The following is a 13,854-nucleotide window of genomic DNA, read 5'->3' as shown; positions in this document are numbered from 1 at the left end:
TCTGGACGAAGACCGCCGACGAGATCCTCGACAAAGTCGCCGCCTACTGCCGACGAATCTCCGACTCAGGTCACTAGCTGCCGCCCGCCTCGATCGCCGCCTCGACCTCCGCGACCCGCTCCTTCTCCTCCGCCGCGAAGCGCTCCGCGTCCAGCTTCTCGGCGATCTCCTCGTCCTGGCGCATCAGCTGGTCCAGACTTGCGTCGCCCATCTCCAGCACGCCCATGTCGACATACGCCTGCTGCAGGCGTTTGCCCCACAGGCCGATGTCCCGGACGCAGGGCACGATGCGGCTGAAGAGCAGTCTGCGGAACAGGGCGAGGAACTCCGAACGCTCGCTGTACTCCTCCGCCTCGGCCTTCGGCACGCCGAAGTTCTCCAGCACCTCGACGCCGCGCAGCCGGTCCCGCATCAGGTAGCAGCCCTCGATGACGAACTCCTCGCGCTCGCGCAGTTCGGCGTCGGTGAGCTGCTTGTAGTAGTCGCGCAGGGCCATCCGGCCGAAGGCGACATGGCGGGCCTCGTCCTGCATCACGTAGGCGAGGATCTGCTTCGGCAGCGGCTTGTCGGTGGTGTCCCGGATCATGCCGAAGGCGGCCAGCGCCAGGCCCTCGATCAGCACCTGCATGCCGAGGTAGGGCATGTCCCAGCGGGAGTCGCGCAGGGTGTCGCCGAGCAGGGACTGGAGGTTGTCGTTGATCGGGTAGAGCAGCCCGATCTTCTCGTGCAGGAAGCGGCCGTAGATCTCGGCGTGCCGGGCCTCGTCCATCACCTGGGTCGCCGAGTAGAACTTGGCGTCCAGGTCGGGCACCGACTCCACGATCCGGGCGGCGCAGACCATGGCGCCCTGCTCGCCGTGCAGGAACTGGCTGAACTGCCAGGAGGCGTAGTGCCGGCGCAGCTCGCCCCGGTCCCGGTCGCTGAGCTTGTCCCAGTGTCTGGTGCCGTACAGGCTCATGGCCTCGTCGGGCGTGCCGAGCGGGTCACAGGGATCGACCTCCAGGTCCCAGTCGATCCGCTTCTGGCCGTCCCACTGCTTGTCCTTGCCCATCTGGTAGAGGGCGAGCAGCCGTTCCCGGCCGTCGTCGTACTCCCAGCTGAAGCGGGCCGCGCCGGTGGCGGGCACCTGCCAGTGGGAATCACCCGGTTCGGTGGCGTAGCGGTCGAAGGTGGGCATGTCTCGCAGGCTCACACGGAGTAGACGCGGGGTCAACAAGTACTGCGCGAGGGATTGACGGGCTTGCTGACGGGCAGTCTCATAAGACCGAGTCAGACAGGACGGGTGAGTCACGCCGGGCACCCGCCGATCCGGTACGACGAGGTGGGACAGTCATGACGACCCTCACGGACGCCGACGCCCTCGACGGCATGCGCGACGCACTCGGACTGCTCAAGGACCGGGAGCAGGTGGCCCGGCGGCTGCTGGAGGCGTCCGCCCGGCACTCCTTCGACCCGGACAAGGAGCTGGACTGGGACGCGCCCTTCGAGGAGGGCAAGTGGTTCTGGCCGCCGGAGCTGGTCTCGCTGTACGGCACGCCGCTGTGGAAGCGGATGAGCGAGGAGCAGCGCATCCTGCTCTCCCGGCACGAGGCGGCGGCACTGGCCTCGCTCGGCATCTGGTTCGAGCTGATCCTGATGCAGCTGCTGGTGCGGCACATCTACGACAAGGCGGCCACCAGCGCGCATGTGCGGTACGCGCTCACCGAGATCGAGGACGAGTGCCGGCACTCGAAGATGTTCGCCCGGGTGATCAGCCGCGGTGACACGCCCTGGTACCCGGTGAGCCGGATCCACCACAACCTGGGCCGCCTGTTCAAGACGATCTCCACCACGCCCGGTTCCTTCACCGCCACGCTGCTCGGCGAGGAGGTGCTGGACTGGATGCAGCGGCTCACTTTCCCCGACGAGCGGGTCCAGCCGCTGATCAGGGGCGTCACCCGCATCCATGTGGTGGAGGAGTCCCGCCACGTCCGCTACGCCCGCGAGGAGCTGCGCCGGCAGATGGTGACCGCCCCGCGCTGGTCCCAGGAGTTCACCCGGCTCACCTCCGGCGAGTTCGCCCGCGTCTTCTCCGTCGCCTTCGTCAACCCCGGGGTCTACACGAACGTGGGCCTGGACAAGCGCGAGGCCATGGCGCAGGTCAAGGCGAGCGCCCACCGCCGCGAGGTGATGCAGACGGGCGCGAAGCGCCTGACGGACTTCCTGGACGACATCGGCGTGCTGCGCGGAGTGGGCCGGCGGCTGTGGAAGTCGTCGGGCCTGCTGGCGTAGGCGTTCGGCCTGCCGGGCCCTTGGCGCACGGGACTCCCGGTCTCAGGCGCGTACGGGTCACCCGGGCGGGACGCCACCGCACGGCCCCCGCCGGGCGCGACCGGACCGGCCTGCGGCGATTACCCTGCACCCCATGACCGCCGCCCCCGCCTACCGGCGACTCAGCGTCGAGGAGCGCCGCAGCCAGCTGCTGACCGCCGCGCTGGACCTCTTCGCGCACCACCCACCGGAGGAGATCTCCCTCGACGACGTGGCCGAAGCGGCCGGAGTGTCCCGCCCCCTGGTCTACCGCTACTTCCCCGGCGGCAAGCAGCAGCTCTACGAGGCCGCGCTGCGCTCCGCCGCCGACGAGCTCCAGCACTGCTTCGACGAGCCGCACGAGGGCCCCCTGCTCCCCCGCCTCTCCCGCGCCCTCGACCGCTATATCGCCTTCGTCGACGAGCACGACACCGGCTTCAGCGCCCTGCTGCAGGGTGGCAGCGTCGTCGAGACCTCCCGGACGACTGCGATCGTCGACGGAGTGCGCCGGGCCGCCGCCGACAACATCCTCAGCCACCTGGAGGTGCCCGACCCCGGCCCCCGGCTGCGCATGACCATCCGCATGTGGATCACCGCGGTGGAGGCGGCCTCACTGATCTGGCTGGACGAGGGCAAGCAGCCGCCCGCGGACGAGCTGCGGGACTGGCTGGTGGAGCAGTTCGTGGCCGCGCTGGAGGTCACGGCCCGGCGCGACGCCCAGACGGAGGCCCTGTTCCGGGTGCTGGCCGCGGACCTCTGAGCGCGGGGCGGGACACTGGTGGCGTGAAGAGCGAAGACACCCCCTTCGAGGGCGGGCCCATGGACGGCCGTGTCCTGCCCGTTCTGCTGGGCATCACCGGGCACCCGCCCAAGACGTACCGCATTCCCGTGCCGGCACCGGACGGCGGACCGCCCACGGTGCTGGTGTATGTGCGGACGCCGCGCGGGGGCGGCGGTCGGACGGGCCTGAGCCGGGGGTGGAAGTACGTCTACGCCCCGGAGGGCGCCCCGTCCCGCCGCCCGAGGTGGCCGTGGTCGCGGCCCTCGGCACCGCGGGAGGCCGCTGATCCAGACGCCACGCCGGAGGGCAAGCCGGACGACGCGGACGGGTGACCGGGTTGCGCCGAACCGCGCACACTCGGCGAGCGGGGCACGACAAGCCGTCTGATGCTCGCGATGCGGAGCGGAGGGGCCGCCCCGCATCGGAGGTGACGTCGTGTCAGGAGTGCTTCTGCGTCTGGTGTGTTCGGCGGCGGTGGCGGCCGGAACCGTACTCGCACCGATGCCGGCGGCGGCCGCCCCGGAGCCTCCGGCGGCCGGAGAGCACAGCGCGGCACGGCTGCTGACGGAGCTTCAGCGGCTGTACCGGCAGGCGGAGAAGGCCACCGAGGCGTACAACGCCACCGAGGAACGGCTGACGAAGCAGCGCGCCCTGGCCAAGCGGCTGGAGGGCGCCCTGGCCCGCACCCGGCACTCCCTGCACGACAGCCGCAGCGCCGCCGGACGGCTGGCCCGGCAGCAGTACCAGAGCCGCAGCGACCTCTCCCCCTATCTGCGGCTACTGCTCGCCCGGGACGCGCGGGGAGTCCTCGACCAGGGGCAGGTGATCGGACAGCTGGCCCGGCAGCGGGCCCGGACGGTGGGCCGGCTGACCGGCGATGCGCAGAAGGCCACCGAGCTGGCGCGCAAGGCCCGCAAGGCGCTCGACGCGCAGCGCGCCCTCGCCGAACGGCGGCGCAAGCAGCGCGACGAGGTGCGCGAGCGGCTGCGCGAGGTGGAGGAGCTGATCGCCTCGCTCAGCCCCGAGGAGGTGGCCGCGCTGGACGAGCTGGAGCGCGCCGAGGCGGACGCGGAGCAGCAGAGGCTGGTCACCTCCGGCGCCCTGCCCGCCATGGGTGCGGCCTCGGCGCCCACCGCGGCCGGTGCACGGGCGGTGAACTACGCCGTGCAGCAGGTGGGCAAGCCGTACGAGTGGGGGGCGGAGGGCCCGGCGACCTACGACTGCTCCGGGCTGACCTCGCAGGCCTGGGACGCGGCCGGCACACCCGTTCCCCGGACCAGTCAGGAGCAGTGGGCCCGGCTGAAGCGGATCCCGCTGAAGCAGCTGCGCCCCGGCGACCTGGTGGTGTACTTCCCGGACGCCACCCATGTCGCGCTCTACCTCGGCGACGGCAAGGTGATCCAGGCGCCCCGGCCGGGCGCGCGCATCAAGGTCTCACCCGTCGCCGCCCCCGGCCCCGTCCTGGGCGCCGTACGCCCCGACCCGTCCGGGAAGCCCCTGCGGCACTACGAGCCGCCGGAGCTTCCCGAGGGGGCCACGCTCGGTCCGGACACGGGCCCGTCTTACGCGCCGGCGGCCTCCGCGACCTCCTTGAGGTAGGCCTCGGTCTTCTCCGGCTCGTAGAAGAAGTTCTCGAAGTCCGACGGGTCGTTGAAGGCGGTGGCGAAGCGGTCGGCGACCGGCTGGAGCTGGCCGGCGGCGCCGATCAGGTTCAGCACGTGCTCCGGCGGCGGGGCCAGCATGGCGTTGGTCCACTTGGTCACGTGGCGGGCCGTCTCCCAGTAGCGGTCGAAGGTCCGCTGCATCCACTCCTCGTCGAACGGCTTGTCGCCGTGCTCGAGGATCGACGCCAGGTAGGCGGCGGCGCACTTGGACGCCGAGTTGGAACCCTGGCCGGTGATCGGGTCGTTGGCGACGACCACGTCGGCGACGCCCAGGACCAGGCCGCCGCTGGGGAGCCGGCCGATGGGCTTGCGGACGGTCGGCGCGTAACGGCCGGCCAGGGTGCCGTTCGCGTCGGTCAGTTCGACCTTGGTGGCCCGCGCGTACTCCCAGGGGAGGTACTTCTCCATGAGTTCCAGGGTCAGGGAGAGGTGCTCCGAGGGGTCCTTGACGTCCTTGAACACGTCCAGCGGGCCGCCGGGTATGCCCTCCCAGAACAGGATGTCGGCGCGGCCCGACGTGGTGACCGTCGGCATGATGAACATCTCGCCGACGCCGGGCACCAGGTTGCAGCGGACCGCCTCAGTGTCCGGGTGCTCCGGGCGCGGGCCGAGGCCGTGCACATAGGCGACGGCGAGGGCGCGCTGCGGCTCGCTGTAGGGGGAGCGCTCCGGGTCGCGGGCGAACATCTGCACCAGCTCACCCTTGCCCGCCGCGACCAGCACCAGGTCGTAGGTGCGGGAGAAGTAGTCGAGGTCGCCGACCGCCGCGCCGTGGATGACGAGCTGGCCGCCGCGCTGGGCGAAGGTCTCCATCCAGCCGGCCATCTTCACCCGCTGGTCGACCGACTGCGCGTAGCCGTCGGCGAACCTGCCGAGCCAGTCGATCGCCCGCGGGGTCGGACCGGGCTCCCACGAGCCGGGTGCCGCCACCGAGACGCCGAGACCCTGGATCTTCGGGGCCTGGGACTCCCAGAAGTTCAGCTGCAGGTCACGCTCGTGCTGGAGGGCGGTGTGGAACATGCACTGCGTCGACATCACCTTGCCGGTGCGGATCTCGTCCGCGGTCCGGTTGGACATCAGGGTGACCTCGTATCCGTGTGACTGGAGGCCGAGGGCGAGCTGGAGTCCGGACTGCCCGGCTCCGACGACGAGTATCTTCCGCATAAGTGAGGTGCCTCCTACTCGGGGGTTTCGTCGAGCGCGTGGCCCACGAGGGACAGAAGGGTCTCGATGACCGAGATCCGGCGGCGCGCGTCCATGATCATGACAGGTATGTGCGCGGGGATCGTGAGCGCCTCCCGCACGTCCTCCGGTTCGTACAGCTCACTGCCGTCGAAGTGGTTCACCGCGACGACATACGGCAGTCCGCAGCTCTCGAAGTAGTCGAGCGCCGGGAAGCAGTCCTTCAGACGCCGGGTGTCGGCCATGACGACGGCACCTATCGCACCACGCACGATGTCGTCCCACATGAACCAGAAGCGCTGCTGGCCCGGAGTGCCGAAGAGGTACAGCACCAGGTCGTCGTCGAGCGTGATGCGGCCGAAGTCCATGGCCACGGTGGTGGTGCGCTTGTCCGGCGTGCCGGTGAGGTCGTCGGTCTCCTCGCTCGCCTCGGTCATCAGCGCCTCGGTCTGCAGCGGCGTGATCTCCGAGACCGAACTGACCAGCGTGGTCTTGCCGACGCCGAAACCGCCCGCCACCACGATCTTGGTCGCGATCGGTGCGCGGGTGCGGTCCCCCTGCCAGGGCTGCATCGGCTCCTCGGGCGCGGTGACGAGCGGGGAGTCGGAGACGCCTCGCGTGGCGTCGGAGACGTCAGAGACGGCGGAGTCCACTGAGCACCCTTTCCAGCAGAGCGCGGTCCGGACGGCCCGTGCCGTGGCCCGTACCGGTGCCGTACACACGGATCTTTCCCTGGTCCGCGAGGTCGCTGAGCAACACGCGGACCACGCCGAGCGGCATCTTCAGCAGCGCGGCGATCTCGGCCACCGTACGCATCCGGCGGCACAGTTCGACGATGGCCCGCATCTCCGGCATGATCGCCGCCAGCGAACCGCTCGTCAGTTCCCGCCGCTCGTCGGCGGCGTCCAGGGCGGCCGTGCCGCCGCCGGCCGTCGCCGCGGCGGTGGCGCCGACGAAGGTCTCGACGAGCAGCACGTGCCCGAAGCGGGTGCGGCCGCCGGTGAGCGAGTACGGGCGCACCCGGGCGGGTTTGCGGTCGGCACCCCGCATGGGGAGGTGCTTCCTGGACGTACTGCTCATCGGGTACTCCCGGTGGACTCGTTCTCCAGGGACTTGCGCAGTTCGCTGCGGAGTTCGGGGGTGAGCACATGGCCGGCGCGGCCGACGAACAGGGCCATGTGGTACGCCACGACGCTCATGTCGCACTCCGCGGAACCGTGCACGCCGAGCAGTGAGCCGTCGCTGATCGACATCACGAACAGGCTGCCCTCGTCCATGGCGACCATGGTGTGCTTCACCGGCCCGTAGTCCATCAGCCGGGCGGCGCCCACGGTGAGGCTGCCGATGCCGGAGACGACGGTGGCCAGGTCCGCGGCGGAGCCCCGGGGACCGGTGCGCTCACGGGTGCGGGCCTCGCGGGCCTCGGCGACGTGCGCGGAGTCGGAGGAGAGGAGCAGCAGGCCGTCCGAGGAGACCACCGCGACGGAGAGGATGCCGGGCACCTCCTCGACCAGGTTGGTCAGCAGCCAGTGCAGATTGCGGGCCTCACTGCTCAGTCCGAAGGTACTGGGCGCGGTCAACTGCTTGCCTCCTCGACGGTGCCCCCCGTGGCTTCCTCGGATGTGCCAGAAGTGGATGTGGTCTGGTCCGGCCGCTGATGGCGTCCGGTGTTCTCCGCGATCTCCGCCTCGACGTCCCGGCGTCCGGCCTCCGCGCCGCGCCGGAAGCCGCCGAGCCGCCGGCGCAGCGCCTCCGCGTCCACACCGCCGGTGCGCGGCCGCGGCACGGAGACGGGCGCGGTGATCTTCGGGGTCCGCTTGGGCAGGCCCTTGGCGGTGACGGCCTCCTCCTCACCGGAGCCGTCGGGCACCCGGGCGTGCTCGTCCTCGGGACCGTCGGCGACGGGCCGCTTGGGCAGCCCGGAGCGCGTCGCCTGGTCGGATGCGCCGGTGCCGGGCACGGGGCGCGTCGGGAGTTCCGCGCGCGCCGGCTGCTCGTCCCCGCTGCGCCCGGACAGCGGCTGGGCGGGCTCGTCGGGCCGCGCCTGCTGCTCGGTACGCGGAGTGTCGCCGGGAGCGCTCCAGGCGCCGGTGGCGGACGCGGTGTCGTCGCCGGGCGTCCGCTCAGCGGAGGGCTCGGCGGACGTACCGGGGAGGGTCCAGTCGCCGGTGCCGGTGCGGGTGGTGGCGGCGGGGCCGGTCTCCTCGGCGGTCGCCGCACGCTCCTCTTCCTGCGCTTCCGGTTCGGCGGACGCCTCGGCGGGCCGGTCCGTCAGGGACGGCAGCAGCAGCTCCATGGTGGTCTCGGCGGGCTGCACGGGCGCGTCCGCCGAGGGCTCCGCGGCGCGTCCGCCCGCCTCGCTCCGGGCGGCGCTCTCCGCGTGCTCGTCACCGGCGCGTCCAACGTGCTCGCCGGCCGCGTCGGAACGGGGCTCGGTGTCGATGTCCCCGCGGTCCTCGCCGTCGGCGTTCCGGCCGTGCTCCGCGGAGCGGTCGTGGTCGCCGGGCTTCCCGAGCCGGTCCCGGTCCGCCTCCTCGGGCCAGAGGCGTTCGAACTCCCCGCCGGGCTGCGGGGACTCGGAGCTGTCGGCGGACCCCGCAGCGGACTTCTCGACGTCTTCCGCGGGCTTCGCCGCTTCGTCGTCCTTCACGGACGACGCCTCCTGGGCCTCCTCGCTCCGGCCGTCTCCAGGCTCCTCGCCGGACTCCGCGCCGGGCTTCCCGGTCACTCCGGCGTCCGAGGTCCCGTCGTCCGTCTCCCCGCCCGTCGCCTGCTGCGCCGCCGGCTCCGCGGTGTCCGCCGCCGGCTCCGTGGCGTCCTCGGCCTCCTCCTGCCGCTCCTCCGCCTCCCGGCGGCGCACCGCCTTCTCGGCCAGGGCGACCAAGCGGTCGCCCTGCTCCGTGCGGCCGTGCAGGACGTTGGAGTTGGCCTCGGCGTCGGCGCCGGGGAGGTGGACGCCGTGGTGGGCGCCCTGGACGGGGGCGGAGCTGGGGACCGCCGCCTTGTCGTCGGCCAGCAGCGCATTGGGGAGGACCACGACCGCGGCCACGCCGCCCTGCTTCTGCGCCCGCAGCTGGACCCGCACCCCGTGGCGCTGGGCGAGCCGGGCCACCACGTACAGGCCGAGACCGAGGCCGTCCTCGCCCTCCGCGTCGTAGCCGGCCTCCGGGTCGAAGTCGCAGAGGCGGGCGTTGAGCCGCTCCAGCCGCTCGGCGGTCATGCCGATGCCCTCGTCCTGGACGGAGAGCATGACCTCGCCGTTCTCCAGCAGCCAGCCGGAGACCTCGACGGGCAGGTCCGGCGGGGAGAAGGAGGTGGCGTTCTCCAGGAGTTCGGCGAGCAGGTGGGACAGGTCGTCCGCGGCGAACCCGACGATGTGCGCATGCGGCGGCAGGGCCGCGATCCGGACCCGCTCGTAGCGTTCGATCTCACTCACGGCGGCCCGCGCCACGTCCACCAGCGGGACCGGGCCCGCCGTCTGCTGGCCGTGCTCGGCGCCGGCGAGGACCAGCAGGTTCTCGCTGTGGCGGCGCATCACCGTGGCGAAGTGGTCGAGCTTGAACAGGGTGGAGAGGCGGTCCGGGTCCTGCTCGCGCTCCTCCAGGCCCTCGATGACGCTCAGCTGACGCTCGACCAGGCCGAGGGTGCGCAGCGCCAGGTTGACGAAGGTGCCGCCGATGGCCGCCCGGTGCCGCTCCAGCCTGGCGGTGGCGTCGGCGAGTTCGGCCCGCAGTTCCTCGCGGGCGTCGGCCATCTTCTGCCGCTGGCCGATCAGGTGCTTGCGGTCGGTCTCCAGCGTGGCGATCCGCTCGGCGAGCTGGGCGGCGTGCGCGTGCAGCGCGTTCACGGAGCGGACGACCTGCGCGAACTCGTCGTTGCGGCCGGTGAAGGCGACCGGCTCCTGGCTCGCCGGGTCCTCGGCCTCGGCGAGGCGCGCGGTGCCGCGCCGCAGCACCGACAGCGGGCGAGTCAGGGTGCGGGCCATGGCCGTGGCGATGCCGACGGCCAGCAGCATCAGCGCGCCGAGGACGGCCACGCGGATCTCCAGCGCGGTGACGTCGTCGTCCCTGAGCTGCGCGAGTTCCTTGCTGCGCTGTTCGTAGAGCGCCGACTCCACGCCGCGCATCAGGTCGATGCGCGCGGTGAGGGCGGCGCGCAGCTTCTTGGGGTCGGTGCCGAGTTCGGACTCGGAGAGCGCCGGCTGGTCGGTGAGCCGGGCCAGGTACGTCTCGGCGGAGTTGACCTCGGGCCCGGTCACGGTGGAGTCGTACGAGGTGCGGGCGGACTTGGGCGCGGTCTCCCGGAAGTCGGCGAGTGCGGCGTCGGAGCGCAGCCGGGCCTGGACGGCGGCGGCGGTGAGCGCGTCGCGGCGCTTGGTGTCGGCGGAGCCGGAGCCGGTGGACGTGGTGGGCAGTCCGGTGACCGGGTCGATCACGGTCGTGGTGCTGCGCGGCACGCTGAGCGCGGCCAGCAGCAGGCCCCGGGTGGCGGCGGCCTGCTGGACGGCGGAGTCCAGCTCGGCGAGCGCGTGGGCGCCGGAGCCGGCGCGGGGCGGGGTCTTCTCCGCGAGCCGCTCCGCGAGCCGGTGCAGTTCGTTGATCGCGGTCGAGTACGCCTGGTGGGCCTCGAGCGCGCCGCTCTTGCCGGTCAGCGCTGCCCGCCGGACGGCGGCGATGGCGTCGAGGTCGTCGCGCAGCTCGTCGGTGGTGTCGCTGTCCGCGCGCAGTTCGTCGACCTGCCGGTCGACGCGGGCGCTGTGCTGTTCGGACGGCGCCTTGGACCGGGGGCGGCCGGCGGCGATGAAGGAGGTGACCTCGTCCCGCTCGTCGGCGAGGGAGTGGGCGAGGGTGAGGGCGTTCCGGGTCTGCTCGGAGAGCGTCACCAGCTCCTGGGCGTCGCCGAGTTGCGCGGAGGCGGTGAGCAGCGAGGGGGTGCCCGCACCGGCGATCGCGGCGGCCACCACGGCCACGGCGACGATGAGCCGGTTACGTACATGTGTGGGGCGGCCCCTGCCGACGGTGGGCTTCTGCTCCGTGCCCCCGGTGGGGGTCGTCTGCTTGCCTGTGCCACGAGGCCGCGTCTTCTGCACCGGTGCTCGCATTCCTGACTCGTGTACCCGTGGGCCCGGGTGACGCTCCGTCAACGGGCGCGGACGCCTGCCCCGAGCCGTCGACCGTGACGGGCCGCGAGGCGCCCCCATCGCTTCCCGACCCTTGCAGTGCCAGTGGGCAGTGGATGCGCATCACCTGACCCGCCACTCGAAGGAGTGAACATCGGACGTGAGTTGGGGGGCAAGTTCCGCTGTCCGATGCAGTGGCCTTGCGTGGCAAGCCGGTTGGACGTCAGGGCCGGGCGGTGGCAGGATTCGCCGTCACGCCTTCCCGGAGCACAGCATTCCGCCGCAAAGTGGGCGGCTGACCTGCACGAGAGCGAGGATTCGGCGGAGGTTGCCAGCCTCTTGCGACCCTTGTGAAGGGGTCGTGCAGACTGGCCGGATGCGTACGGAGCTTGTTTCGGAACCGGGTGATCCGGACCGCCCCAACGAGGACTTCGCGAGCGTCGGACTTCCGGCCTCCGGACAGGGCGGCGCGCTCGTCGTCCTGGACGGGGTGACGCCGCCGAGGACCGGGACGGGCTGTCTGCATTCGGTCCCCTGGTTCACGGCCCGGCTGGGCGGGGCGCTGACGGAACTGACCGTTTCGCTCCCGGATGTCCCCCTGACCGAGGTGCTGGCGGAAGCCATCTCCAGGACGGCCGAGAGTCACGCCGGAAGTTGTGACCTTTCTCACCCTCGTACGCCCCAGGCGACGGTCGTGCTGGCCCGCTGGTCACCGGCCTCGGTGGACTATCTCGTCCTGTCCGACTCGGTGCTGCTGGCCGAGTCGCCGGCGGGCGCGGTCACCCCGCTGCTCGACGAGCGGCTGTCCTTGCTGCCCCGCTCGGCGCTGGCCACGGACGCCCTGGTGGACGCCACGGTGCGTAACAAGGAGGGCGGCTTCTTCACGGCCGCGGCGGACCCGTCGGTGGCGGCACGCGCGGTCACCGGTTCGCTGCCGCGCGGGCAGGTGCGTGCCCTGCTCGCCCTGACGGACGGCGCCGCCCGCTGGGTGGAGCGTTTTGCGCAGGGCGACTGGTCCGACTGCCTGGCCCTGGTCCGCAAGGAGGGTCCACAGGCCCTGGTGGACCGGGTGCGCGACCTGGAACGGAACGGGGCCGAGGGCACCGTCCCCGGCCGCGGCAAGCGCCACGACGACGCGACCGCGGTGTACGTGGAGCTGTAAGGCGGCCGGCCGGGCTTCGGCTACTTCTCCATGCTCCGGTTCAGCTCCCCCAGCAGCCGCGCCAGCTCGGCCACCTCCAGCGGGTCCCAGTCCGCCAGCCGTCCAGCGTAACGCGCGCGGCGCGCCTCGCGGACCCTGCGGACCCGGTCCTGACCCTCCTGGGTGAGCGCGACCAGCCAGGCGCGGCCGTCGGCCGGATCGGGCTCGCGGGCGACCAGCCCCAGCTCCTCCAGTGCGCGCAGCTGACGCGACATGGTGGCCTTGCCGACGCCGATGTAGGCGGCGAGCTCGGTGGCCCGCTGCCGGCCGCATTCATCCAACCGGACGAGCAGCCCGTACGCGGAGGACTCCAGGTCCGGGTGGACCTCCCTGGCCATCTCCCCCTGATTGGCCCGGGCGCGCCGCAACAGGACGGTCAACTCCCGTTCCAGCGCGAGGAACCCCGGCTGGTCCGCGCCGCTTCCGGGCGCCGGGGACGCGGCGCGCCCCGCGCTGCCGTTTCCGTCTTCCTGCACGTCAGCCCCTGCCTAGGTTTCCCGGTCGTGAAAGTTTTCGCCAAGTGGCGACATCCACGCTGCCCGGTAAGTATTTCGCAGGCGTAGACCAACGGCAGCGCCCGGACCTCCTTCCCGCTGCACGTCTGCGTGCGCAGCTTTCCCTTCACCAGGCGCGGACGAGGCATGCCCGCCGCACGGCGGCGGCTGACACGTGTCAGCGCCTGGCTCCCCCCACCGACGGAGGTGCTTCATGCCCGAACGCATATCCGGACTGCCCGGGTTACGGGCGTTCACGGCCGTGGTCGCGGCCCTGCTCGCCGTCCTCTCCCTGCCCCACCTGGCCGCCGCGGCCGAGTCCCCGCCCGCCGTCCCGCCCCGCGGCTCCGCCTACATGGGCATGGGCGTGGTGCCCCACGACGGCCGGGGCGGCCTGCCCGCCGAGCGCGCGGCGCAGACCGAGGGCGTGGACGTCTCCAGCCACCAGGGCAATGTGGCCTGGCCGACCCTGTGGAGCAGCGGCGTCCGCTGGGCCTACGCCAAGGCCACGGAGGGGACGTACTACCGGAATCCCTACTACTCGCAGCAGTACGGTGGTTCGTACGACGCCGGGATGATCCGCGGCGCGTACCACTTCGCCACGCCCGACACCTCCAGCGGCGCCACCCAGGCGGACTACTTCGTCGACCACGGCGGCGGCTGGTCCGCCGACGGCCGCACCCTGCCGGGCGCGCTGGACATGGAGTGGAACCCGTACGGGGACGCCTGCTACGGCAAGTCGCCGAGCGCGCTGGTGAGCTGGATCCGTGACTTCCTGAACCAGTACCGGGCCCGCACCGGCCGCAACCCGGTGCTCTACACCTCGACCAGCTGGTGGAAGCAGTGCACCGGCAACTACTCCGGCTTCGCCGCCACCACTCCGCTGTGGATCGCCCGGTACGCCTCCTCCGCGGGCGAGCTGCCGGCGGGCTGGAGCTACTACACGATGTGGCAGTACACCTCGACCGGTCCCACGGTCGGCGACCACGACCGCTTCAACGGCGGCCTCGACCAGCTGCGGAGGCTGGCCCTGGGCACCTGAACTGCGGCGGCACGGCGCACCCGCCCCCGTCGTCCGGCCGGCGGACGCACGGCACCGCAAGGTGAAGGCCCGGGCCTCCCTC

General features: G+C 72.3%; 13 protein-coding genes. 6 read left to right on the top strand and 7 right to left on the bottom strand.

The genetic code is table 11. The features are described 5' to 3' along the window. Nucleotides 1-73 precede the first annotated feature (73 nt). On the bottom strand, nucleotides 74-1,177 hold the full coding sequence (locus tag ABD198_RS11515; protein WP_344000034.1) for a ferritin-like domain-containing protein: 1,104 nt from the start codon (nucleotides 1,175-1,177) through the stop codon (nucleotides 74-76). A gap of 155 nt (nucleotides 1,178-1,332) precedes the next feature. On the opposite strand from ABD198_RS11515, the gene ABD198_RS11510 reads away from it, so the two are divergent. The 4 genes from ABD198_RS11510 (at nucleotide 1,333) to ABD198_RS11495 (ending at nucleotide 4,669) form a co-directional block, all read left to right on the top strand. Then, nucleotides 1,333-2,271 carry an AurF N-oxygenase family protein gene (locus ABD198_RS11510; protein WP_344000033.1) on the top strand — a complete coding sequence of 313 codons (939 nt, stop codon included), beginning with the start codon at nucleotides 1,333-1,335 and terminating at the stop codon, nucleotides 2,269-2,271. A 133-nt stretch (nucleotides 2,272-2,404) separates the two neighbouring features. Further along, nucleotides 2,405-3,049 carry a TetR/AcrR family transcriptional regulator gene (locus tag ABD198_RS11505; protein ID WP_344000032.1) on the top strand — a complete coding sequence of 215 codons (645 nt, stop codon included), beginning with the start codon at nucleotides 2,405-2,407 and terminating at the stop codon, nucleotides 3,047-3,049. 23 nt (nucleotides 3,050-3,072) lie between these two features. After that, nucleotides 3,073-3,402 carry a hypothetical protein gene (locus tag ABD198_RS11500; protein ID WP_344000030.1) on the top strand — a complete coding sequence of 110 codons (330 nt, stop codon included), beginning with the start codon at nucleotides 3,073-3,075 and terminating at the stop codon, nucleotides 3,400-3,402. A 103-nt stretch (nucleotides 3,403-3,505) separates the two neighbouring features. Next, nucleotides 3,506-4,669, top strand: coding sequence for a C40 family peptidase (locus tag ABD198_RS11495; protein WP_344000028.1), 1,164 nt, complete (start codon nucleotides 3,506-3,508; stop codon nucleotides 4,667-4,669). Here ABD198_RS11495 and ABD198_RS11490 read toward each other — a convergent pair. Genes ABD198_RS11490 through ABD198_RS11470 form a run of 5 tightly spaced genes read right to left on the bottom strand, consistent with a single transcriptional unit; the run spans nucleotide 4,633 to nucleotide 11,017 of the window. Then, nucleotides 4,633-5,898, bottom strand: coding sequence for a styrene monooxygenase/indole monooxygenase family protein (locus ABD198_RS11490; protein ID WP_344000025.1), 1,266 nt, complete (start codon nucleotides 5,896-5,898; stop codon nucleotides 4,633-4,635). The genes ABD198_RS11495 and ABD198_RS11490 overlap by 37 nt on opposite strands. Nucleotides 5,899-5,912: 14 nt before the next feature. After that, the gene (locus ABD198_RS11485) at nucleotides 5,913-6,569 is read right to left on the bottom strand and encodes a GTP-binding protein (protein WP_344000023.1); all 657 of its coding nucleotides are present in this window, start codon (nucleotides 6,567-6,569) and stop codon (nucleotides 5,913-5,915) included. After that, nucleotides 6,550-6,996, bottom strand: a complete 447-nt coding sequence (locus tag ABD198_RS11480; protein WP_344000021.1) for a DUF742 domain-containing protein — start codon at nucleotides 6,994-6,996, stop codon at nucleotides 6,550-6,552. The genes ABD198_RS11485 and ABD198_RS11480 overlap by 20 nt, the downstream gene beginning before the upstream one ends. Then, nucleotides 6,993-7,496: a roadblock/LC7 domain-containing protein gene (locus ABD198_RS11475; protein ID WP_344000019.1), complete on the bottom strand. Its 504-nt coding sequence runs from the start codon at nucleotides 7,494-7,496 to the stop codon at nucleotides 6,993-6,995. Before ABD198_RS11475 ends, ABD198_RS11480 begins: the two co-directional genes overlap by 4 nt. Further along, on the bottom strand, nucleotides 7,493-11,017 hold the full coding sequence (locus tag ABD198_RS11470; protein WP_344000017.1) for a nitrate- and nitrite sensing domain-containing protein: 3,525 nt from the start codon (nucleotides 11,015-11,017) through the stop codon (nucleotides 7,493-7,495). Before ABD198_RS11470 ends, ABD198_RS11475 begins: the two co-directional genes overlap by 4 nt. Before the next feature lie 394 nt (nucleotides 11,018-11,411). Between ABD198_RS11470 and ABD198_RS11465 the strand changes: the two genes are divergently transcribed. Next, on the top strand, nucleotides 11,412-12,197 hold the full coding sequence (locus tag ABD198_RS11465; RefSeq protein WP_344000015.1) for a hypothetical protein: 786 nt from the start codon (nucleotides 11,412-11,414) through the stop codon (nucleotides 12,195-12,197). 20 nt (nucleotides 12,198-12,217) lie between these two features. On the opposite strand, the gene ABD198_RS11460 is transcribed toward ABD198_RS11465, so the two are convergent. Then, on the bottom strand, nucleotides 12,218-12,712 hold the full coding sequence (locus ABD198_RS11460) for a MarR family winged helix-turn-helix transcriptional regulator (protein ID WP_344000013.1): 495 nt from the start codon (nucleotides 12,710-12,712) through the stop codon (nucleotides 12,218-12,220). A gap of 232 nt (nucleotides 12,713-12,944) precedes the next feature. Between ABD198_RS11460 and ABD198_RS11455 the strand changes: the two genes are divergently transcribed. After that, the gene (locus tag ABD198_RS11455) at nucleotides 12,945-13,772 is read left to right on the top strand and encodes a lysozyme (RefSeq protein WP_344000011.1); all 828 of its coding nucleotides are present in this window, start codon (nucleotides 12,945-12,947) and stop codon (nucleotides 13,770-13,772) included. Nucleotides 13,773-13,854: the final 82 nt, after the last annotated feature.

The organism is Streptomyces thermocarboxydovorans (genome assembly GCF_039524635.1).
Lineage (GTDB): Bacteria > Actinomycetota > Actinomycetes > Streptomycetales > Streptomycetaceae > Streptomyces > Streptomyces thermocarboxydovorans.
The sequence above is the reverse complement of the archived record's forward strand: the minus strand, read 5'-3'. Positions and strand labels throughout refer to the sequence as shown.